Origin of the sequence: Paenibacillus sp. RRE4, assembly GCF_031844205.1 — a bacterium.
Classification (GTDB): Bacteria; Bacillota; Bacilli; order Paenibacillales; family Paenibacillaceae; genus Paenibacillus; species Paenibacillus xylanexedens_B.
In genome coordinates, this window is the sequence record NZ_JAUZUT010000002.1 from 104375 (window position 1) to 126050 (window position 21676).

Genomic DNA, 21676 nt, shown 5'->3' on the forward strand with positions numbered 1-21676 from the left:
GCCTCATGCAGCACACGCCCTAAATTCGAACTACAGGCTCACCAGATGTTCATACGTCTCCGGTCTGCGATCGCGGTAAAACTGCCACACATTACGTACCTCACGGATCAACTCCGTATCCATCTCGCCAACGACTACTTCATCCTGATCCCGGCTTCCCACGGCTACCATGCGCCCAAGCGGATCAACGAGATACGATTGTCCATAAAATTCGCCCATGTTCCATGGCGCCTCCACGCCCACACGGTTGATTGCCGCTACATAATAACCGTTGGCTACCGCATGGGCAGGCTGTTCCAGCTTCCATAGATACTCCGAGGTGCCCGCCACCGTGGCGGACGGATTAAAAACAATTTCTGCCCCTGCCAGCCCAAGCAGACGTGCCCCTTCAGGAAAATGACGATCATAACAGATATACACGCCAACTTTGGCGTAAGCCGTATCGAATACCGGATAACCGAGGTTGCCGGGTTTGAAATAATACTTTTCCCAAAAGCCGTTTGTGCCCTCTCCCGCCTCGACATGCGGAATATGATGTTTGCGGTATTTGCCGAGATACGTTCCATCCGCATCAATTACTGCCGCCGTATTGTAATAAGAAGCTATGCCCTCGACTTCATACACGGGTAAAATCAGGACAACGGCAAGCTCCTTCGCCAGCTCCTGAAAACGCCGGGTCGTCGGCCCTTCGGGTACCTGCTCTGCGGAGGCATACCATTTGGGCGTTTGTTCCGTACAAAAGTAAGGCCCGTAAAACACCTCTTGCAATCCAATGATCTTGGCCCCTCGTGCTGCCGCCTCGCGTACAAGTGTAATATGCTTCTGAATGGCTGCCTCCTTATGCACTTCAACAGGAGCCGATCCTTCAATTTCATGGGAAGCCTGGATCAAACCGATGCTGATTTTCGCCATAACGTTATCCCGCCTCCTTTGTTGGATTACCGGTGCACATCTTGCGAATGGTGCGATAGAGCACCTCCGTACCTAACGCGATATCCTCCGGGGAGGAATATTCACTGGGATGATGACTGATACCGTCCTTGCTGCGGACAAAGATCATGCCATAATCGCACACATAAGATAATGCGAGCGCATCATGGAACGGGCCACTCATCAATTCGGGCATCACCACCCCCAACTCTTCCGCGGAAGAGCGAATGACAGTCATGATGGACTCGGCACAATAACGCGGTTCACTGTTGGTATCCTCCGTGACGGTATAGGTCAGACCGTATCGGGATCCAACTTCATCCAGCAATGTCATCAAACGGGCCTCCAGCCGATTACGCCGCTCCATCTCCATATCACGCAAATCCACGGTGAAACTCACTTCTTCCGGAATAATATTCCTTGAATCCGGAAATACCCTCAGACTTCCTACCGTACCGACAGTGGGCGCTCCCGGTTCATCACGGACCATATCATCAAAGGCCGCAATCACTTTGGCACTGCCCACAAGTGCATCATGACGCATCCCCATCGGCACAGAGCCTGCATGCCCGGCCATCCCTTTCATGCTCACCGTGAGCCAGAGCGGACCCGAGATACCTGTTACCAGACCGATCTGGGCGTCCATAGCCTCAAGTACGGGCCCCTGCTCAATATGTAGCTCCAGATAACTGCCAATGGAACCGGGAGGATATACCGCCGCCGCGAATTCGGATGGTAAACATCCGAAGGATGCCAATGCCTCCCGGCGAGTCACGCCGTTTTTATCCTGACGTTCCAGCTCTCCTTCCTCCAACTGGTTTGTGATACCTCGTGAACCAAATAAACCTTTGTTAAACCGTGATCCCTCTTCATCGCAAAAAGCAATCACCTCAATCGGCATGCGTGGCTGTACGCCTTGTTCAATCAGGCACCGTACGGCCTCCAGCGCACCGAGTACACCGATCGCACCGTCATAACGTCCTCCATACGGCTGGGAGTCGATATGCGAACCGACCATCAGGATCGGTCTGGTTGCATCTGTTCCTTCCAGACGGCCGATCAGATTCCCGAAAGCATCCATTCGAGTCACAAGGCCTGCCTCCTCCATCCAGAACCTGACTTGGTTGATGCCCTCCATGTCCTCTGGAGTAAGGGCAAGCCTACATACCCCTGTATCTCCGATCTTGCCGATCTCAGCTAACTGTTCAATATGCTCATTCAGCCGAAGCTGATTAATGGATAACCCGGTTATGGTATGCATCCTTCCTCTCCTCCTTGTCACACATTAAATCAACTCATGCCTACCCTCATCCAGACTGCGAAGTGCAGTAAACAAATGACTTACGATAAGGTCCAGTTCTTCCTCTGTGGTGACAAAGGGCGGCGATAGGGTCAAAATGTTCGCAAAACCCGGAACGGTGTCTCCATTTTTGCCGATCAGAATGCCTTCCCGTTTACAATGAGCCAGCACCTTCATGACGTTCTCTGTTGTCGCCGGTGAGCCGTCAGGCTCAATCATCTCGATGCCGCAGGCGAAACCGAATAGACGGATATCCCCTACGGAAGCAAGTTCAAGTAGTGGTGATAATTTCTCGCCGAGCTTCTGTCCCAGTTCCGCAGCCCGGCTGACCAGTTGTTCCCTTTCCAAAATCTCCAGATTCGCCAGCGCGACTTGGCAGGATACCGGATTCCCGCCAAACGTATTCACATGGCGAAAATGGTTATCCGTTCCGGGTTCACGAAAAGAGTCATACAAGTCGGCTTTTATCGCCGTGGCGGATAAGGGTGCGTAGGCACTCGTCATGCCTTTAGCCATTGTGACGATGTCCGGCTGCACACCATAGTTCTGATGACCGAACTTCTGCCCGGAGCGGCCGAAACCGCAGATCACCTCGTCTACGATGAACAGCACGCCATACCGCTGGCAGATGTCCTGTACCTTGCGCATATACTCTGGCGGAGGAACAATCATGCCGCCGCCGGTAATCACCGGCTCCATAATTACGCCAGCCACCGTCTCCGCGCCTTCCCATTGAATGACTTCCTCATAAATGGCGGCACATTCAAGCCCGCAGCTATCTTTGCTTTTTCCAAACGGACAGCGGTAACAGTACGGCGGAGGAACATGGGAGAAGCCTACACCCAGCGGCTCGTACTTGATCTTGCGTGCAGCCTGCCCCGTGGCGCCCAGTGCCCCCATTGAGTTACCGTGATACGCACGGTGACGCGATATGAATTTGTGACGCGTAGGCTCACCGTTCTGATGGTGGAACTGACGGGCTATTTTGAAAGCCACCTCATTGGCATCCGAACCGGAGTTGGAGAAAAAGATCCGATACTCTCCCTCCAGCCATTCATTCAGCTTCTCCGCCAGTAAAATCGCCGGTTCATGGCTCTGCGTCATCGGGATATAGGCGAGAGTTTTCATCTGATCGTAGGCACGTTTGGCAATCTCCTCACGTCCGTGCCCTACATTGACGCACCATAAACCCGACATGGCATCGAGGTAACGTTTACCCTCCTGATCCGTAATCCAGCTCCCCTCACCGCTAACGGCAATCAACGGATGATCGTTATGCGGTGAGATGTGGTGCCAGACGTATTTACGATCCTTCTCCAGCCACTCTTCCTTCGTACCGCCCAGACGCTGTGCTTGCTGATCCACAGAACTCATCCATCGTGCCCCCCTCTCCTTATGTGATGCGTACAGCAACGTTCCAACGTCACGCCCAGCCGGGTTATTTCTTATTTCACAGCCTCTTCATATATGCTCTTCTCCAGTGCTTCATCCAGATGGGCTGCTTTCTTGATCAGTCCATATTTCAATGCAATATCTGCCGTACGGGTAAACGACTCATCGACAAAACTTCCCACCTGTTTCTCGGTAAACCCTTCCGGACGAATCAACTTGGCAATCTCTTCGAGCATCGTTACTTGATGTTCACGAGTCGTACTACCCTCCGTCACATTATTCATCACGATATCTACCGTCTCATCCTGATGATCGATTGCATAGTTCCAGCCTTTCAGGATGGCTCGGGTTACTTTTACCGCCAATTCGTGGTTATTATCCACCCAGTCCTTCTTGGCAATCAGCGTATCCTCCAGCATGCCGACTCCTGCATCCTCAATGTTGAACACGTCCAGATCGGATTCTTTTGTGCCGCTCTCCAGTACAACGTGATATTCGTTATAAATCGTGGCTGTCGCCACATCCACCTGATCATTGAAAAACTGATCCATCGTAAAGCCCTGCTTCACCAGTTCGATATCTTTTTTCGGATCAAGTCCGTTCTTTTCCATAAAAGCAAGCACCTGAAATTGCTGACTTCCAAACCAGGTACTCACCTTTTTGCCTTTCATCTGTGCCGGATCGGTAATACCCGCGGACTTCTTCGCAATCAAGCGGTAGCTGCTCTTCTGTGAAATCTGGGCAAGTGAAACGAGAGGGAGACCGTTATCCCGGCTGACCAGCAAGCTGTCCACTCCCGTAATGCCTACATCGGCTGCCCCATTAACGACCTGCTGCTCAATGACGATATCCGGACCTCCTGGAATAATCTCCGCATCAATGCCTTCGTCTGCAAAAAAACCTTGTTCCTTCGCGGCATATATTCCGGCAAACTGTGCTTGCGGTACCCATTTAAGCTGAATCTTCACTTTAGTTAATGGTTGCTCCGCCGTTCCTGAACCACCCGAGCTTGCAGCGGCTGGCTGCGCCGTCGGTTCGCTTTTTGCAGAACATGCTGCCAGCACCAGCACCACACACAAAACCAACATCCCCAAACCCGGCTTCAACGTTTTGTACATGTACAGAACAACCCCCTGTTTATATATCGATTTTGTTAACGGTACGCGAAACGGAAAACGAATCTTCAGCTAGAATACAAAGCATTCAGAATTGTATGGAGGGATAATCGAATCCTTACTTATGTGCTCTCTTTTTCTGTACAATGCCTGCCTACTGTGCTGACGTATGCGCACGACTCCCGTGAAGCAGCCGCTTTTCAGCCAGAACAACCGTCTCATAGAGCACGATGCCAAGAATGGCTGCGATGACGATACAGGACCAGGCCAGCGGCATGTTGGCGAGCCGAATCTGATCAGAAAGCAAGTAGCCCAGCCCCTGGGATGCGATAAAAAACTCCCCAACAATGGCGCCGATAATACTGGTCGACATGTTGATTTTCAGACCTGCAAAGAGAGAAGGCATGGCATGGGGCATCCGCAGCTTCCAAAAAAACTGTTTCCTGCTCGCCGCCAGGCTGCCCAGCAGTTCTTCATACTGCGGCTGAATGGAGGTCAGTCCTTTGAACAGGCTGACAGCCATCGCGGCCATCGTAATGACCGATACAACGGCGATCCGGGACCAGATCCCGTCTCCAAACCAGTTGTTCATGATGGGAGCCAGAGCCACAATCGGAACAGCATTCAGAGCAGACAGAACCGTGACAGCAGCCCTGCCACTATTCGGAAAGAAGGATGCGCCCATCGCAGCCATCGCCCCTAGCAGAGAACCGATTAGAAAACCGCCAAGCATCTCGGTACCACTGTATATGGCATAGCGGAAAAGCATCTCGGCATTGTCCCGGATGGATGCACCAATGGCAGAGGGTACGGGCAACTGATAAACTTCGAGTGACAGCAGGACGTGAAAGAAACGCATCTGCCACAACGTTAGAAAGAGTGCTCCTGCGAGCCAGGGCAATAGGCTGCGAAGCAGCATGCCCATCATCTTGCCAACAAGCTGAGTACCTGTACGGGAACGGTCAGTAGATGAAGACGAATGTTCTGCTTGTTGTCTCCATTCCCTTTTGCCAGGAAGAGGTTGCCCCGCAGCTCCGCTTATTGTTCCTTCGTCACTTTTTGGCTGGAGTATACTGCCTTCGCTCATGACTGCTCCCCTCCTTTGGGTCTGAATTCGGGTTGCCATGGGGTAAGCCAACGTTCAACCAAGCTGATGAACAGATAGGAGATGAGGCCGATGCCCATGCTAAGCATGATGGTTGCCCAGAACATGCCCGCTTGTGCTGAACCATAATACAGCGAGCTGACCATCAGTACGCCAAGTCCATCTGGCGCTCCCATCAGCTCCACGACAATCGAGGAGGTCACTGCGAGTGGAGCCGCAATTTTCATGCCAGAGAATAGACCTGGAAGCGCCGAAGGCAGTAAACACTTTACGTAACGTGCTCTCCACGAAGTGCCGTAGGCGCGCATGAGTTCCAGATGCTGAGGAGAAGCACTTTTCAACCCTTTTAAGGTATGGATGATGACAGGGAAAAAGGTAACATATGCCGCCATGACAATTCGCGCCCACTCGGCGTTATGAATAATGCCATATACGATCGGAGCAAGCCCGATGACCGGAACCATCTGTGAAGACACCACGTAAGGAGACAACGTGCGTTCAATCCAGACTGCGGCGCTCATGAGCAGTGCCAGTAATGCCCCCAGCAATGTTCCGCCGGTAAAACCGATAGCAGCATTGCCAAAAGTAACTGAACCTTGCTCCGCCAGCGTGCTCCAGTAACGGAAGAACGACTCCATGACAACGTGAAGATATGGCAAACGAGAAGTGGCCTGTTGCGGAGACATAAACAGATGTAGCATCCAAGCCAGCCCTTCCCAAAGGACAAAAATCGATATGATCCAGATCATCACCCAGGCTCGGTAACCCGGTTTAAGCAAACGAAGGAACACGGATTGCATCACGCTCCTCATGAAAACAGTTTCGAATCGTCGTTATCATCTGATAGAAAGGTTCGGTTTCCCTCAACTGGCTCTCTCGCTCGGCTGGAAGGTTCACGGAATGGATCGAATGCACTTGCCCCGGATGGGCAGAGAGTACGATGATACGGTCCGATAAAAAGACCGCTTCGGGGATGCTATGGGTAACAAAGAGGAAGGTTTTTCCGGTAGAACGTTTAATCTCAAGCAGTTCCATCTGCAATTTTTCTTTGGTGAATTCATCCAGCGCGGAGAATGGCTCATCCATTAATAGAAGGGGCGGATCAAGCGCCAGTGCGCGTGCAATGGACACACGTTGCTGCATCCCTCCACTCAGTTGCCAGGGATAATGATCTGCAAATCGCGTCAGTCCAACCATCTCCAGCAGTTCACTGCTAATGCGGCGACACTCTTTTCGTTTGGTACCCAGCAACTCCAGCGGCAGCTCCACATTGTGGCGAACCGTACGCCAATCGAACAGGGCCGGAGTCTGAAAAACGATGCCAAATTGCCGTTGCAGTCTTGCCTGCTTCGGTTCCTGCCCTGCAATACGAACATGACCTGTTGTTGGATGGAGAAGATCAGCGACAATGCGGAGTAACGTTGATTTGCCACAGCCGGAAGGACCGAGCAGGGAGACAAATTCATTGGGGGCAATATGAAACGTCACATCGGATAGGGCCGTTACTTGCTGAGGACCACTGCCAAAAATGACAGAAACATGATCCACATCAATAAGAAGCTGTTCAGCGGCACTTTTCATGGATTGATGAAGGGATACAACAGAGGGAGAGGTCATAGGCATTCTCCTTTTGAAGGATGGGATGGTTGGAGACGACATCGGTTGATCGGTGGAAGGTTAACCTACACAAACGTAACGGGTTGACTTGTTAGATACTACTATATCGCTTTACGTGAAAATTACATTATACAAACTGTTTGGAGTATGGGCTTGAACATGTGACAAACTGTAAAATGAGATTGATTCTCAGCACATAACCTGACCATTTATTGTGACATGAAGTGACGTATATCTTCCATAAACTAAACCTTTCTCTCTACTCCCTCTTCTGCAAACAGCGTATATTCATTTGTATTAATTGATGAAATATTCGGAAAATATGACATATCCCCTCGTAATCCTATGAGATTTCATGTATAACGATGGATATAGATAGAGAATGCAATGGAGCCATCGTCGGGTACAGTTGTATCACTTATAGCTTGAATTGAATTACCACAAAGTCATGGAAAACGACATGTTTGATGTTCAAATCTTTTTAAATCCAAAATTTGGGGTGGTCATCATGTTTGATTGGCTGGGATGGAAAAAAGGATTACCGCTATGGTGGTCTTATCGCTTGAACGCACACCGTAAGGAAGATGTGGAGCACATTTTTGAAGGGATCGCGGAGACTAGAAGACAGTTGCTGATGGATTGGGCGAGTGATCAGTGGAGCCATCTGGATCGATTGCTTCATCAGATCGAATCGGTTGACCTCCAAAGTGTGAAGCCCGGATCACCACAGGCAGATAAGATCGATACCTGGTTTAAGGCGACCTACGCACGAACTCAGGATAGCACGGAATGGTTCATGCTCAACGAGCAAAATGAGGTTGTATTTTCTACATATAAGAAACATATAGGTCAACATTATACCCCGCACGAGCATAGATCCTTTGGTCCCGGATTGAGCTATGCACAAGCAGGTATACAAGGCCGGAAGTGTCTGTACGGTCCGTATTCTGATCCGCTTACAATGGAGATCGGACCACGCTCGTCCACGTTTCATGATGCGATTACCCTGATGTTCATTGCCCCTATCGTGCAGCAAGGCAAGTATGTCGGTGCTTTATGCAACCGTATTCCTGGAGACGTGCTTGGTGACCTCATTCAGCGTGAATCGGGACATATCTACCCGGACTCAGGTGATAACTATCTGTTTATGGCCGAGTCTGTATTGCGGCCTGAGCTGCAGCCAGGTACTGCCCTGTCTCGAAGCCGCTTCGAGGATCGAACGTTTACGCATGGAGAAAACCTGAAAGACGGCGTGACCACCGATTGGGGCATCGTGTCTGTGCAGCAGCATACAGAGCTTGAGCTGATGTTCACCGACCCCTCTACCGGCCAATTACATCCGGGCGTATCGAAAACGATTCAGAACGCCTCCAATCTGTTTGTGGCCTATCCCGGTTACTCGGATTACCGCCATATTCCAGTCATCGGTAAAGGTATCACCTTTCAACTTCCTCACTGCCCGGATCGCTGGGGCATGATGTGCGAAGGTGATCTGGAAGAAGTGTACCGAATACGCAGTATCGGATGGCGACAATTCAAACAGCATAGCTTCTATATTATGCTCTCGGCCGTTCTTGCTGCCGCCTTGATTTTTGCGCTGACAGGGAGCGGATGGGACGCTACTGCAATCGCTGGCTTTCATGTCATCTTTGGATTCTTCGGTGCATTCCAGCTTCATCGCAAACAATACAACCGCGTCCACTCGGACTTGCGCAGTCTCAGTCAATTCATTCGCGTGAATGCAGAGGGGAAAGGTGATCTTACCCAGCGTCTGGACATGAATGCTTTTGCCCAAGACGAATCGGGCGAACTGGCCAAATGGATCAATAACATGATCGATTCTCTGGAGAGCATCATGCTCAAAGTCCAGCGGGCCACGGTGGACGTGATGGATAATCAGCATCTGATGCGTGCATCTACAGAGACTACCCAAGTGACTACTGACCGCGTCAACCTCAAGCTTGGTTCAATGATTCAGGCTACCCGTACGCAATTACAAGACCTGGATCAAGCCAAACTGGCCGCCGATCATATGCGATTAACTCTAAAACAGTTGGAGTCATCAGCCAATGAACAGATCGGTGTAGCCAGACAGGAAGTAGATCGCATCGGTGATAAAATGATTCAAATCTCCAGTGCCGTGTCGGATACTAACCAGACGATTCTCTCCTTCCTTGGCACAATGAAAGACATCTACCGCGCCTTGGCGGTCATTGAAGAAATATCCGAACAGACCAATCTGCTTGCATTGAATGCAACGATTGAAGCCGCACGTGTCGGGGAGCATGGGCGCGGATTCTCTGTTGTCGCTGAAGAGATTCGCAAGCTGGCCGATGTGTCCCGCTCCTCCACGGAGGACATTCATCAGATTTTGGATCGGATCTCGACGGCTGCAAGCGCAGCTTCAAAGCAAATCACCGAAGGAGATGAGGTGCTTGCGGAAGGAACAACGCTGGTTCAAGCAGCCTCAGAGCTTCTCCAAAAAGCCAGCTCCGAAGAAGCCGAGCGCACCCAAGTCGTGGATCAGGTCGTATTTTTAATGGAAAATATCGCTGCCATCAGTCACCAAAATCGGGTGACCTCTGCCGAGGTTGAAGCGGAGATGCTGGCATTGATCCGGGATATGTTGAAGGTTCAGCAATCCTCTCATGATGTGGAGGCCATTACCCTTTTCCTGCAGCAAGTCGTTGGCCAATTTCAATTGAATCAGCCTGCCTAAATTGCTATCACGGGACGTCATCATTGACGCGGATTGGAGAAATAGCTAAAATTTGATGCAACTGTTGCTTTTACAATTGTCGTATCATTTTCTATAGAAGATTTCCAATCTGAACCGTTGAAAGGGTGGTCTGCATGGAACTGCTTCAGGATTCATTTGGCCGCATACATGACTACATCCGTATTTCCGTTACGGACCGCTGCAATCTGCGTTGTGTCTACTGTATGCCCGCGGAAGGCATGGAGTTTGCTCCGCATGACGAAATTATGAGTTATGAAGAAATTACGGAAGTCCTGAAAGTGCTCGCCCCGATGGGCATGCGCAAGGTTCGGCTCACGGGGGGAGAACCACTGGTGCGTAAGGATTTGCATAAACTTGTGGGCATGATCTCTGCCATCGATGGCATCGAAGACATTGCATTGACCACGAATGCCTTGTTGCTGGACAAACAGGCTCAGGCTTTGAAGGATGCGGGGCTGAACCGCATTAATATTAGCCTGGACTCCCTGCATGCTGACCGATTCTCTATGATCACACGTGGTGGAGATGTGAATAAGGTGCTGAAGGGTATCGAAGCAGCCACTGCAGTGGGCCTGGCACCGATCAAGCTGAATGTCGTGCTCATGAAAGGCATTAATGATGATGAAATTAAGGATTTCATCGCTATGACGATCGATCAGCCGCTACATGTGCGATTCATTGAATACATGCCCATCGGGCAGGCTTCCGACTCCTGGCGCCAATCGTATCTGCCGCTGGAGGCCGTGACGGATGTATGCGCCGAAGCTGGCTGGACGGTCGAGAATACCGAAGGCCCTGCCGGGAATGGCCCATCACGTAATATGAAAATCGCAGGCTCCCAAGGCACATTTGGTCTTATTCATCCGGTCAGTGACCATTTCTGTGATAACTGTAATCGGCTACGCCTTACAGCGGACGGCCATATCAAGGCTTGTCTGTATTGGTCAGATGAGTACAATGTTCGCCGCTATGTAGATGATCCCGACGCGATGGCCGCACTTTTCCTGAAAGCACTCGGTACCAAACCGAAAAATCATGAAATGGCGCTGGCACTGGAGAAAAAAATGCAATCCCACACGCCTACAGTGCGACGCATGTCACAGATTGGTGGATAGCAGGAAAACATAACGCCATCTAGTTTAAACAATCGCTGTACTCATTAGGATTCATGAACAAAACAGGCGAGAACCTCACGTTCCAGTCTGTTTTTTGTGTTGTTTGATGATGAAAAGCCTATATCAGCGACATATTTCTCTTCCTTTGATTCAAATGCTTAAAAAAGATGTAATAGACGTTATGCCCTTTTCAGGCCTAAATTTTGCTAATCGATCTGACGATGTATAGTATACACCCAGATGATATACACACACACTACAGGAGCTGACCTTATTGAACATCGTAGAAGCACTCGTTGCAGCAAGTCCTTATTTTAAAATTATGCTGAAAGAACACGATATCATGATTGCCGTTACAGATACCGAGAAGTTCTGGTATTACGTTCCCAGCAACGAGCTTGATCTTGGCATCAAAGCTGGAGATCCCATCTCCCTTGAAGACCCGACCTTGCGCCGTGCACTCGTGAATGGAGAAACTTCCGCCAATCGCATTGACGCCAAATTTTATGGTACGGCCATTAATTCAGCCGCTACGCCGCTCTATGATGAGGAAGGAAAGATTGCAGGCACGCTGGCTATAGGTTTTTCACTTCAAAACGAAGAAAAGCTGGAGTACTTTACCGATCTGATTACAGGTATCAGTGGCAGGCTATCAGACATGGTGCAGACCGTTGCTGCACAGTCCGAGCAGTTGACTGCTTCGTCGACACAGATTCTGGACAACACACGACTCGCTGTGAAGAACTCCGGTGAGGTCAATAAAGTTGCCGTATTTATTCGTGAAGTATCGGAACAGACGAATTTGCTTGGCCTGAATGCAGCCATTGAAGCCGCGCGTGCGGGCGCGGCAGGTGCCGGGTTCGGCGTAGTTGCAGCTGAAGTGCGTAAATTGTCCACCGGAACCAAAGAGGCGACGGTGAATATTGAACGCTCTCTCAAGGATGTGCAGTCCTCCATTCAGCAGATGGAACAGGAGATTAATTCTATTGCACAGTCCAGCAACGCACAGTCTGAACTTGTAACGGAGTTCAGCGAGATCATTGACCACCTGAACGCAACAAGCCAGGATCTTAAAGTGTTCATTGAGTCGATGCTGCTAAAAGCAGAATAAACGAATACCTCAAGCTTCCCGTGATTCTACGACGGGGAGCTTTTTTTGATGCCGAGTGCTAGCAAGTAGGTAGGTAGGTACAATGAAGTCCCCTTCTTACATTCATCCAGCCTTTACGACCCCCTGGTTTTCAATGGTTCACCCTGCTCACGAGCTTTGAACACCTGATTTAGGAGTTAAAAAGCCTCCAGCACATCATCAGTGCGATTCCAACCATAATCAAAGCGGATACGCGGTTCAGCACAATTCGTATATACCCTGTGCGGTCATGATTGCCAACTACGCTGCCTGCAGCGGCAAGCCCCAGAAACCAAATCCAGGATACAGCCATTGTTGTGATTGTAAAATACATACGCTCCACCCCTGCATACTGAATGGAACTTGTACCAATGACAGCCACGGTATCCAGCAAGGCATGCGGATTGAGAATAGACACCGAAGCGGCAAAAGCAATCTGCCGTCCTGCCGACATCGCAGTGGGGGCTTTATCTGAAGAAGCCGATGATTTCCATAGTCCCCAAGCCATGTAGAGCAAAAACAGGCTTCCAGCCGCGTATAAAAAATGGGTGAGTAGCGGCCATTGAACCAATATGAGAGACATGCCCCCTACAGCGGCTCCAATCAGCAGCGTGTCGCTAATCCCTGCTGTAATTATAGCTGGCAGTGCATACAGGTATTTCTTTTGCGTTAACCCTTGATTAAAAATAAATACATTCTGAACACCCAGCGGTAAGATCAAGCCAAATGCCAGCACCACGGCATGAATAAAAACGTCCATTGTCCATCCCCCTTATCTCTTTCTTCAGCGTAAATGAAATCAGGAAAGACGTAACCAACCACTTGGATGGCATAGAACCCAACCAAATGGTATAGTGGACGATACAAATACGATAACGGACACTTTCTTTAGAACCCTCCTTCTCTGTACATCCTAACAACAGTCATAGACACATGATCGACAGCAAGTACGCGACAACTTTATCTTTATAACTACAGGAGGTGAAATCACCTGATGGGACGTCAATATCCCAATACGTCTTCTGGCCGAAACTGGCAGCCAAACCCTGCGCTTGATTTGCCTATGTATCGTCAGATTGAAGCCTATATCCGGCAGAAAATCACAACAGGCGAGTGGTCAGCCGGGACTCGTCTGCCTTCGCAGCGATCACTGGCAGCATCCATGGGTGTAAACCGCAGTACGCTGGTCACCGCTCTGGATAACCTGACTGCGGCAGGCATGATTGAAGGCCGGCACGGAGGAGGAACCTATGTCTCCGGTTTCGGTTGGCACAGTATGACCCATACCGCCTTGCCCAACTGGAGCGAAGCTGCACAGGAAGGCTGGTACTACCCGAATCTGCCCGAGATTCAGCAGATTAACCAGGCGGAGTTCAGGCCGGGCATTATTCGGCTGGGTACAGGTGAGCTCGCGCCGGAACTGATGCCTAACGATGCGTTTAATGGAATCTTCCAGACCCTGTCCAAACGAACACGTATGCTGAATTACATCGAACCTCAAGGCAGTCTGGCGCTCCGTGAGGCGTTGTCCGCACATTTGCAGTCTAGTGGCATCCAGGCCTCACCAGATTCAATCCTGATCGTGTCGGGATCTCTACAGGCACTGCATCTGATCTCTGTGGGACTGTTGCCTCGTGGATCAGCTGTCTTGCTAGAGAAGCCATCGTATCTCTATTCCATCCACGCCTTTCAATCGGCAGGGCTAAAGCTAAGCGGAATTTCCATGGATGGAGAGGGCTTACATCTGGGGCACTTAGAACGTGCGATACATACGTTGCACACGGGAAACGACGAGAATAACAGCGAGTCTTTCCCGCTACTGTACACCATTCCGAGTTTCCATAATCCTACAGGCATCGTAATGAGTTGCCGTCGCCGGGATGAATTGATGTCCCTCGCCCGCAGTTTCGGTATTTCCATCTTGGAGGATGCCGCCTATCAGGAACTTTGGCTGGATCACCCTTCACCTCCTCCACTCAAGGCAAGTGATCAGGAAGGTCGGGTGTTGCATATGGGCACACTCTCCAAAGCGGTCAGTCCAGGTCTTCGCCTTGGCTGGCTTGTCGGCCCTGTGCCCGTCATTCGAAGGCTGGCCGATATCAAAATGCAGACGGATTACGGTACCAGTTCGCTCGCACAGGAAGCAGCCGCATTATGGTTTGCAGATGGCCATCACGCAACTCATATGGATCGGCTACGTCCGGAGCTCCGAAGACGCAGAGACTTCATGCTGGAGTTGCTTCACCGCTACCTTCGAGACATAGCCGAGTGGAAGATACCTGAAGGCGGCTTCTATATCTGGTTGCGCTTCACCGCAGAAACCTTGTCTATCCGCAAGTTGTTCTCTGTCTGTCTGGAAGCAGATGTACTCATTCATCCAGGGTATCTGTATGATCGCATGGATGCGAGTCATATCCGTCTCTCTTATGCCTATGCCTCGCAAGATGAGATGGAGCGCGGACTGATTGTCCTTGCACAAGAAGCACACAGGCTAATGAAGCCCAGCGTGTGAGCAACATCTCTTTGCATAGAAAATGGCAAAATACATAGCCGCCCTCCTTGCAATTCTGATACTCAACTTGTGTTAATTGGGGATGCTCACCTTGGTTTTTCTGTCTTTCGATAAATGAGAATAGCCTTGAACTAACGGAGGATATCCGTAGTTCAAGGCTATAAACATGAGCATACACACTGAAGTGTGAAGAGGTGGGTTCCAGGAACGAGCTCCTTTGCCCTGTTATCCTTTGACCGCTCCCTCCGCAATTCCCTCCATAATAAACTTCTGGAAGAATGCGTAGATCAGGATAACCGGAATTGCAGTCAAAACCAGAGAAGAGAGAATTAACGGCCATTCCTTGTTATACTCACCAAACAGCATGTTTGTAGACAGGATAAGTGTATACCGGTTTACATCTGTCAACATCAATAGTGGTAACAGGAAGTCATTCCAGATCCACAGGAAGTCCAGAATTGCAATCGTCACCGTGATTGGAAGCAGCAGCGGAAAAATAATCTGAAAGAACGTCTGGAACTCGTTACATCCATCGATCTGAGCCGATTCTTCCAGTTCACGCGGAATGGACTTCACAAACCCGTGATAGAGGAAGATCGCCATGTTTACGCCAAGTCCGATATAGATCAGAGCCAGTCCGTAAGTGCTTCCTTGCACCCCCATCCCCTTTGCGACACGCGTCAGCGGAATCATGATGGAATGGAACGGCACCAGCATGGAAGCGACAAACATGAAGAAGATTAGATTGCTAAGCCTGCCGGAAGTCCGTGACAGCTTGTAACCTGCAAGCGAAGCACAGAACACAATTCCCCCGATACCCAGAATGGACACAATCGCGGAGTTCAGCGAGCTGCCGAGCAGATTGATTTTGTTAAACGCATCCGTGTAGTTCTCCCAATGCAGCGTGGTCGGCAGAGCGATAAACGATTGGAACATCTCGCCCTGTGTTTTGAACGAGTTCACCACAGCCATGTAGATCGGTAGCATGGCTACCAGAGAGCCGAGAATCAGTAACAGCCGAATCAGGTAATTGTTCAGTCGCTGCATTCTCATGCTTCCACCTCTTTTCTCTTCATGACGGTGATTTGGATGAGTGTAAAGATCAGTACGATGATGAACAACACAACCGATTTGGCACTTGCGTACCCGTATCTGAAGTTGTTCGAGAAAGCTTCTTCATAAATATTCATGGTGATGACCTGTGTGGCCCGGCCCGGGCCGCCTCCTGTCAATCCATAGACAACCTCGAATACTTTGAATGCACCGTTCAGTGTCAGGAAGAAACAGATGGTAATCGCATGTGTAATCATCGGCAGTACGACGTTACGTAGCACTTGAAACGCATTTGCGCCGTCAATGACCGCGGCTTCCTTGAGGCTTTTCGGTACACCCTGCAATGCAGCCAGGTAGATGATCATCATATAGCCCACACCGTTCCAAAGCGATACGATTAGAATCGAGTAGAAGGAGAACTTCGGATCACCGAGCCATTGTTGGTCGAGAAAAGAAACGGCTAATTTCTCAGCCAGCTGCGGCAACACCTGGGAAAAGATGAACGTCCACATGAATGCACTGATGATTGTACTGATCATGTTGGGCATAAAAAATAACGTGCGGAACAACCCTTTACTGCGTGTACGCGACTCAATGAACACGGCGAGTAGCAATGCAATGACATTTTGCAGAATCAGCATAAAAATAACATATTTCATCGTAAACCACAGCGAGTTGATGAAGTCAGGATCTTCCTTGAACAATTCCACAAAGTTCCCCAGCCCGATAAAGCTGTAGTCACGGTTTAATCCGTTCCAATCCGTCAAGCTGTAGAACATCCCGCTAAACGTTGGGTACAGCAGGAATATCGCATAGATTACAAAGGCTGGCGCTGTGAACGCGAGCAATGAAAGATACTTTTTGAACACATTCGTAGCCATAACTTCTCCCCCTTTTTGCACAGCGGATGAAGGTTAACGGGGGAACGATGATCGTTCAGCCAGCCGTTTCATCTGCTTCGAGACTGTTACGAAATAAAGTACCGCTCATTTGTTGACAAAACCCCGAGCTCAATACGGAACCAAACGAGATTTTGCCAACAAACGCGGGTACTGCTTTCTTACAGCTCAACCTTGTTGATCGTTCGGTCGCTTACTTGTTAAGCATTCATTCTTATCTGTTAAACATCCGGCTCTTATTTGTTGACTTTATTGTAGGACTTCCACGCCTTGTCGAGCGCATCAATCACCTGTTGTTGATTCAATTGTCCGGAGTAGTACCCTTGCAGTGCTTTACCGGATTCATCCTTCACGGCTTGTGGGATCGTTGGATCTTGATAAGCTTTGCCTTCGTTAACATATTTCAGGGCGTCGTCTACCCACGGGAAGCTCTTGAACGTATGCACTTTGGCAACCGGATTAAACTTGAGTGCTTCATAAAATGCACTTGAATCCTTGTCATCGAGAATGTAATTTACAAAGTCGAGTGCCACTTCTTTATTTTTACTTGATGACGATACAGCCAGTGACGTGGATGTACTCAGGTTGATTTTGGTATCATCCGGATTGTCGTTCAGCGGCATTGGAGCTACACCAAAATTAATGTCGGGATTGGACTTCAGAATCGTTTCCGCGTACCACGGTCCTTGAATCCACATCGCCGCTTTGCCTGTAGCGTAAGCCGCTGCGCCGTCATCGGCTCCAACTTCAAGCGCTTTATCCGTTCCGTTGGCATTGACTAGATCGAACACATCAAACAGGGCTTTCATATCCGAGAAGGAAGCTTCGTCCTTGTTCATTTTTTCCACGAAGTCTTTGTGCTCTGTCTGTGTCAGCGCCCCTACAGTGAGTGGCAGGAACAATTGCGGCACCCACGCTTCTTTGTAAGAAAGCTCAAACGGTGTAATGCCAGCTGCTTTCAGCTTCTCTACAACCGCTTTCATTTCTGTCAAGGTCGTTGGAACCTCAAGTCCTTGTTCCTTGAAGATATCTTTGTTGTACAGATAACCCCATGACAAGGTTTCAAGCGGAACCGCAACCACTTTGCCGCTTGCATCCGTTACCGAAGGTTTGACCGAATCCAGCAATTTATCGACAAAAGGTTGGTTAGACAAATCTTCCAGATATCCGGCTTTGCTGAAAGGTGGAATCTCATTCACTGCGTGCAGAGCGAATACGTCTGGTGCATCGTTGGACGCTAGTCTTGTTTTCAAAATCTGAGGCGCATTATCTGCTGGCGGCATCTCCAGTTGTACGTTCACCTCGATGTTTTTGTCTGCTTTTTCTTTGGCCTTGAACTGTTCTATATATTTATCGTAATGTTCTTTCAGCCTTGGTTGAGCAATGAATACTTTGAGGTTCACGGTGCTGCCAGCTGCGACTTCGTTCTGTTCATTATCCGTGCCTGCATTCGAGCCGCAACCTGCGAGCAGAACGCTGACCAGTGCCGCACTTATAACGCTTTTCCATACTTTCATCTCTTATGACCTCCCGGTGTGACTGGTTTGTCTTTCATAGGCTCATTATATATCGCAAAATGTAAGCGCTTCATTGGATAAAATTAGACTCTTCCATTGGATTATTTTAAACCTTAATCCAAGCAACATTCCCCGAACGAATCATTCGGGGAATGGGTTAGATAACTTATGCTGGCCCTTGCGCATCTCTCCGGGTGACACACCGAAGTGCTTTTTGAATACCCGATAGAAGTAGGACACATCTTCATATCCCGTCATCTCGGCTATATGTTTGAATGGAATCTGATCATCCATCACCCACTCTTTTGCTTTGGTCATCCGAAGCTGGACCACATAATCGGTCACATTCACGTCATACTCTTTCTTGAAGGCTTTGCTCAAATATTCCTTACTGACAAAAAAGATCTGGGCAAGCTGCTCCAGCGTAATCATCTCCATGCAGTGTTGCTGCATATACTGCCTCACATCTTCCAGATTCAGTTTGTTCTTATACTTACGCTGGGCAATTAATTGTTCCAGCGCCTGATAATAGGAAGCGGATATCCATTCCACAGCTGCCCGGATCGAACCCAGCGTTGATGCAGGAGGCAATACTCCCTCTTTCGGGCGATCGGACAGCCCATTGGACATACATAGCTCGTCCAGCATATTCTGCAGCTCATAGACAGCACGTCCAAGCTGGCGAGGTCTGCGAACCTCGTTTTGTTCCAGCTTCTGCTCTAATTGATGAAACCATTCCCGCAGACTCGTCAGGTTCAGATCGTTAAAGCGCAGACGTGCCTGCTGCTGGAACAGAGAGAATTCACCCGCGAATGAAGCCGGATAAGCTTCCCATACTTCTGGTGCCGCAGTGGCTTTATCCAGTTCACGACTACATTTCGCCAGCGTAGCATTTAGTTCATCCGGGTTGACCGGTTTCAGCAGATAATCAGCTGCACGATATCGAAGGGCGTGTTTGGCATAATTAAAATCATCATAACCGCTTACCACAACGACCTTAATCTCCGGGTACTGACTGCTCAGCGTCTGCATCAGCTCGACACCGTCCGATCCGGGCATACGCATGTCCGTAATAATAAGATGAGGTTGCAACGCTTTGACCATCTGTATCGCCTGTTCTCCATCCTCTGCCTCACCGCAGACAACCAGGCCGAGTTCATTCCATTCGCCAAGATTGCGGATAATATCCCGATTCCACGGCTCATCATCCACCAGCAACACTTTATAGATCTCCTTGCTCACAAGGACTCGCCTCCTATCGTGCAGGGGATCGTTACGATCACTTTTGTTCCCTGCCCAAGTTTACTTTCCATACGCATACCGTAATCGGGTCCAAAATGCATCACCATTCGTGATGCGGCATTAAGCAGTCCAATACTCGTGCCTGAACTCCATACCCGATCGGTATGCCGCGTAATGCGCTCCAGTTTCGATTGCATCTCTGCGAGCCTATCCGGCTCCATACCCATGCCATTATCACAAATTTGAATGGTCACCCTGCCCTGTTGCGGATCACAGAGCACTTCGATGCCTAGCTTCCACTCCCCAGGCTTTTTCTCCAGCCCATGCAAAAATGCATTTTCAACAATAGGCTGCAAGGATAACTTCGGAATATAACACGCTCGGAGTTCTCCCGTAATTTCCAGCTTATATTCAAGCCGGCTGGCAAAACGTTGCTTCTGAATCAGCATATAATGCTCCAGTTGATCCAGTTCAGATTGCAGAGGGACAAGGCCGTCCGGCGCCCGTACAATATAACGGAACATTTCGCTTAAAGCCCGAATCACCTTGTAGCTGTCTGCCGGTTTTTGCGAATAGACCATGCCGCCGATCATCTGCAGTGTATTTTGTAGAAAATGAGGATGAATCTGGGATTGTAACGCTTTAAGTTCGGCTGTTTGCTTTTCAAGATTCATCAAATAGTTGTCCCGGATATGTTCCCGGATCCGACTAGCCATGCCGTGCAGATTTTTCTCCAGTAAACCAATCTCATCCACTCGTCCGCTACGCTCTACTTTACGATCCTTGATCAACTGGATACCCTTCATGGAATTCGCCAGTTTGACAATAGGTTTAGAAGTTCGCCAAGCAACCAGTGCCGCCAGAGCTACAGATACTACGGTCGCCACTCCGCCCACGACAAGTCCATACTTCATCGTTTCCAGTGCACTCTCGTTAATGACATGATCCGGTACGATCTTAATCACCCGTAACCCTGTCGACTCGATATCGTGATAGAAAATATATTCCTGTGCTGTGCGAATAAAACCTGCGTTATTCTTCGTTTCACTCAGCTGCTTCAACGCTTCATCCGATGGCTGGATGGAGGAGTTCGGCTGATATACCGGATGACCTGAACTGTCTCCGATATAGGCGGTATAATCTCCCCTGCTGTCGAGCAGTTCAAGCGTCTGATTAAACTCAGCCCATTTGATCTCCAGACTGATTGCCCCGATCTGAGCCTGATCCTCAAAGCGGTTCATGCTACGAGTCATATGGAACTTTTGCGAATCTATCGGATCATTGATAATTGTAAAATCTTTATGCTCCGCAAATAGCTTATGATACCCTTGGGGAATATCCGCAACCGTCTTAATTCGGGATTCCATGGAATTGAAGGTGAACAGGGTGTCCTGCTCCTTCAAGTACAGTTCGACCCCAAACACATAATTGCCGGCAGAATAGTACACACTGTTCAGCATATTAAAAACAGCCTTTTGTTCATCAAAACGGCTGGAGGCTGGTGCTTCCCGAGTCAACGCCAAATACTGGTGCAACTCATCACTGATCTGAATGGAATAAATAATATTATTCATGCGGGTAAACTGTTCTGCCAAATAGACGGAGGCCCAATTCATATTGACCCTGTTCGTATCCATAATCTCGGCTTCCATGGAGGAACGCGCATTCTCCGCAGCTACCGCAGTCATCACTATGACCGGCAGTACAGCGACCAGGGTCATTGTAAGTATCAATTTATTACGAATGCTGCGCTTGAAAGGATCGATCAGCCGACGGCAGAATTCGTTAAACATAGCGCATCCACTCCTGAGCCAAAATAAGACAAACGCCCCGGCATCAAAGCCGAGGGCGCAATGTCTTGTTATTTTTTTCGGAAAATATGAAGAAAATATTGAACTAAAGATTTTACACAGGCCACTCCGATGACAGAATAACCTGGAGAGTAGCAGTTATCCCCGGATTTTTTTGATTCCTTTTTCCAAAAGGGAAAATCCGGTGATAAGCCTATGC

17 protein-coding genes are annotated in these 21676 nt (G+C 49.3%); 4 read left to right on the plus strand and 13 right to left on the minus strand.

Annotated elements, in window-relative coordinates; all coding sequences use genetic code 11:
- Positions 1-30 precede the first annotated feature (30 nt).
- The 7 genes from Q9R46_RS17625 to Q9R46_RS17655 form a co-directional block, all read right to left on the minus strand.
- Positions 31-912 carry a nitrilase-related carbon-nitrogen hydrolase gene (locus Q9R46_RS17625; protein WP_311281110.1) on the minus strand — a complete coding sequence of 294 codons (882 nt, stop codon included), beginning with the start codon at positions 910-912 and terminating at the stop codon, positions 31-33.
- A 4-nt stretch (positions 913-916) separates the two neighbouring features.
- Positions 917-2191, minus strand: a complete 1275-nt coding sequence (locus tag Q9R46_RS17630) for a M20 family metallo-hydrolase (protein WP_311281111.1) — start codon at positions 2189-2191, stop codon at positions 917-919.
- A gap of 24 nt (positions 2192-2215) precedes the next feature.
- Positions 2216-3604 carry an aspartate aminotransferase family protein gene (locus Q9R46_RS17635; protein WP_311281112.1) on the minus strand — a complete coding sequence of 463 codons (1389 nt, stop codon included), beginning with the start codon at positions 3602-3604 and terminating at the stop codon, positions 2216-2218.
- A 71-nt stretch (positions 3605-3675) separates the two neighbouring features.
- The gene (locus Q9R46_RS17640) at positions 3676-4740 is read right to left on the minus strand and encodes an ABC transporter substrate-binding protein (protein WP_311281113.1); all 1065 of its coding nucleotides are present in this window, start codon (positions 4738-4740) and stop codon (positions 3676-3678) included.
- 151 nt (positions 4741-4891) lie between these two features.
- Entirely contained in the window at positions 4892-5824 is a 933-nt protein-coding gene (locus tag Q9R46_RS17645; RefSeq protein WP_311281114.1) for an ABC transporter permease, read from the minus strand.
- Positions 5821-6642, minus strand: a complete 822-nt coding sequence (locus tag Q9R46_RS17650; protein WP_311281115.1) for an ABC transporter permease — start codon at positions 6640-6642, stop codon at positions 5821-5823. Before Q9R46_RS17650 ends, Q9R46_RS17645 begins: the two co-directional genes overlap by 4 nt.
- Positions 6614-7459, minus strand: coding sequence for an ABC transporter ATP-binding protein (locus Q9R46_RS17655; protein WP_311281116.1), 846 nt, complete (start codon positions 7457-7459; stop codon positions 6614-6616). Before Q9R46_RS17655 ends, Q9R46_RS17650 begins: the two co-directional genes overlap by 29 nt.
- A gap of 508 nt (positions 7460-7967) precedes the next feature.
- Between Q9R46_RS17655 and Q9R46_RS17660 the strand changes: the two genes are divergently transcribed.
- The 3 genes from Q9R46_RS17660 to Q9R46_RS17670 all read left to right on the plus strand — a co-directional run bounded on the left by Q9R46_RS17660 (position 7968) and on the right by Q9R46_RS17670 (position 12425).
- Positions 7968-10178, plus strand: coding sequence for a methyl-accepting chemotaxis protein (locus tag Q9R46_RS17660; RefSeq protein WP_311281117.1), 2211 nt, complete (start codon positions 7968-7970; stop codon positions 10176-10178).
- Between the two features lie 134 nt (positions 10179-10312).
- Positions 10313-11314, plus strand: coding sequence for a GTP 3',8-cyclase MoaA (gene moaA / locus Q9R46_RS17665; RefSeq protein ID WP_145334366.1), 1002 nt, complete (start codon positions 10313-10315; stop codon positions 11312-11314).
- 274 nt (positions 11315-11588) lie between these two features.
- Positions 11589-12425, plus strand: a complete 837-nt coding sequence (locus tag Q9R46_RS17670) for a methyl-accepting chemotaxis protein (protein WP_311281118.1) — start codon at positions 11589-11591, stop codon at positions 12423-12425.
- Between the two features lie 169 nt (positions 12426-12594).
- Here Q9R46_RS17670 and Q9R46_RS17675 read toward each other — a convergent pair whose 3' ends face one another.
- Positions 12595-13203 carry a LysE/ArgO family amino acid transporter gene (locus Q9R46_RS17675; RefSeq protein ID WP_311281119.1) on the minus strand — a complete coding sequence of 203 codons (609 nt, stop codon included), beginning with the start codon at positions 13201-13203 and terminating at the stop codon, positions 12595-12597.
- A 234-nt stretch (positions 13204-13437) separates the two neighbouring features.
- Here Q9R46_RS17675 and Q9R46_RS17680 point away from each other — a divergent pair, with 234 nt between their 5' ends.
- Positions 13438-14955, plus strand: coding sequence for an aminotransferase-like domain-containing protein (locus Q9R46_RS17680; protein WP_311281120.1), 1518 nt, complete (start codon positions 13438-13440; stop codon positions 14953-14955).
- A gap of 225 nt (positions 14956-15180) precedes the next feature.
- On the opposite strand, the gene Q9R46_RS17685 is transcribed toward Q9R46_RS17680, so the two are convergent.
- The 5 genes from Q9R46_RS17685 to Q9R46_RS17705 all read right to left on the minus strand — a co-directional run bounded on the left by Q9R46_RS17685 (position 15181) and on the right by Q9R46_RS17705 (position 21459).
- Positions 15181-16008: a carbohydrate ABC transporter permease gene (locus Q9R46_RS17685; protein ID WP_090922754.1), complete on the minus strand. Its 828-nt coding sequence runs from the start codon at positions 16006-16008 to the stop codon at positions 15181-15183.
- Entirely contained in the window at positions 16005-16889 is an 885-nt protein-coding gene (locus tag Q9R46_RS17690) for a carbohydrate ABC transporter permease (RefSeq protein ID WP_145334358.1), read from the minus strand. Before Q9R46_RS17690 ends, Q9R46_RS17685 begins: the two co-directional genes overlap by 4 nt.
- A gap of 254 nt (positions 16890-17143) precedes the next feature.
- The gene (locus tag Q9R46_RS17695; protein WP_311281121.1) at positions 17144-18424 is read right to left on the minus strand and encodes an ABC transporter substrate-binding protein; all 1281 of its coding nucleotides are present in this window, start codon (positions 18422-18424) and stop codon (positions 17144-17146) included.
- Positions 18425-18565: 141 nt separating this feature from the next.
- Positions 18566-19666: a response regulator transcription factor gene (locus tag Q9R46_RS17700; protein ID WP_311281122.1), complete on the minus strand. Its 1101-nt coding sequence runs from the start codon at positions 19664-19666 to the stop codon at positions 18566-18568.
- The gene (locus tag Q9R46_RS17705) at positions 19663-21459 is read right to left on the minus strand and encodes a sensor histidine kinase (RefSeq protein WP_311281123.1); all 1797 of its coding nucleotides are present in this window, start codon (positions 21457-21459) and stop codon (positions 19663-19665) included. Before Q9R46_RS17705 ends, Q9R46_RS17700 begins: the two co-directional genes overlap by 4 nt.
- Positions 21460-21676 lie beyond the last annotated feature (217 nt).

Coding starts and splice junctions, on each gene's coding strand:
- Q9R46_RS17660 (WP_311281117.1), top strand. CDS start 7,968: ATGTTTGATTGGCTGGGATGGAAAAAAGGATTACCGCTATGGTGGTCT.
- Q9R46_RS17705 (WP_311281123.1), bottom strand. CDS start 21,459: ATGTTTAACGAATTCTGCCGTCGGCTGATCGATCCTTTCAAGCGCAGC.
- Q9R46_RS17630 (WP_311281111.1), bottom strand. CDS start 2,191: ATGCATACCATAACCGGGTTATCCATTAATCAGCTTCGGCTGAATGAG.
- Q9R46_RS17655 (WP_311281116.1), bottom strand. CDS start 7,459: ATGACCTCTCCCTCTGTTGTATCCCTTCATCAATCCATGAAAAGTGCC.
- Q9R46_RS17675 (WP_311281119.1), bottom strand. CDS start 13,203: ATGGACGTTTTTATTCATGCCGTGGTGCTGGCATTTGGCTTGATCTTA.
- Q9R46_RS17625 (WP_311281110.1), bottom strand. CDS start 912: ATGGCGAAAATCAGCATCGGTTTGATCCAGGCTTCCCATGAAATTGAA.
- Q9R46_RS17690 (WP_145334358.1), bottom strand. CDS start 16,889: ATGGCTACGAATGTGTTCAAAAAGTATCTTTCATTGCTCGCGTTCACA.
- Q9R46_RS17645 (WP_311281114.1), bottom strand. CDS start 5,824: ATGAGCGAAGGCAGTATACTCCAGCCAAAAAGTGACGAAGGAACAATA.
- moaA (WP_145334366.1), top strand. CDS start 10,313: ATGGAACTGCTTCAGGATTCATTTGGCCGCATACATGACTACATCCGT.
- Q9R46_RS17635 (WP_311281112.1), bottom strand. CDS start 3,604: ATGAGTTCTGTGGATCAGCAAGCACAGCGTCTGGGCGGTACGAAGGAA.
- Q9R46_RS17685 (WP_090922754.1), bottom strand. CDS start 16,008: ATGAGAATGCAGCGACTGAACAATTACCTGATTCGGCTGTTACTGATT.
- Q9R46_RS17680 (WP_311281120.1), top strand. CDS start 13,438: ATGGGACGTCAATATCCCAATACGTCTTCTGGCCGAAACTGGCAGCCA.
- Q9R46_RS17695 (WP_311281121.1), bottom strand. CDS start 18,424: ATGAAAGTATGGAAAAGCGTTATAAGTGCGGCACTGGTCAGCGTTCTG.
- Q9R46_RS17640 (WP_311281113.1), bottom strand. CDS start 4,740: ATGTACAAAACGTTGAAGCCGGGTTTGGGGATGTTGGTTTTGTGTGTG.
- Q9R46_RS17650 (WP_311281115.1), bottom strand. CDS start 6,642: ATGCAATCCGTGTTCCTTCGTTTGCTTAAACCGGGTTACCGAGCCTGG.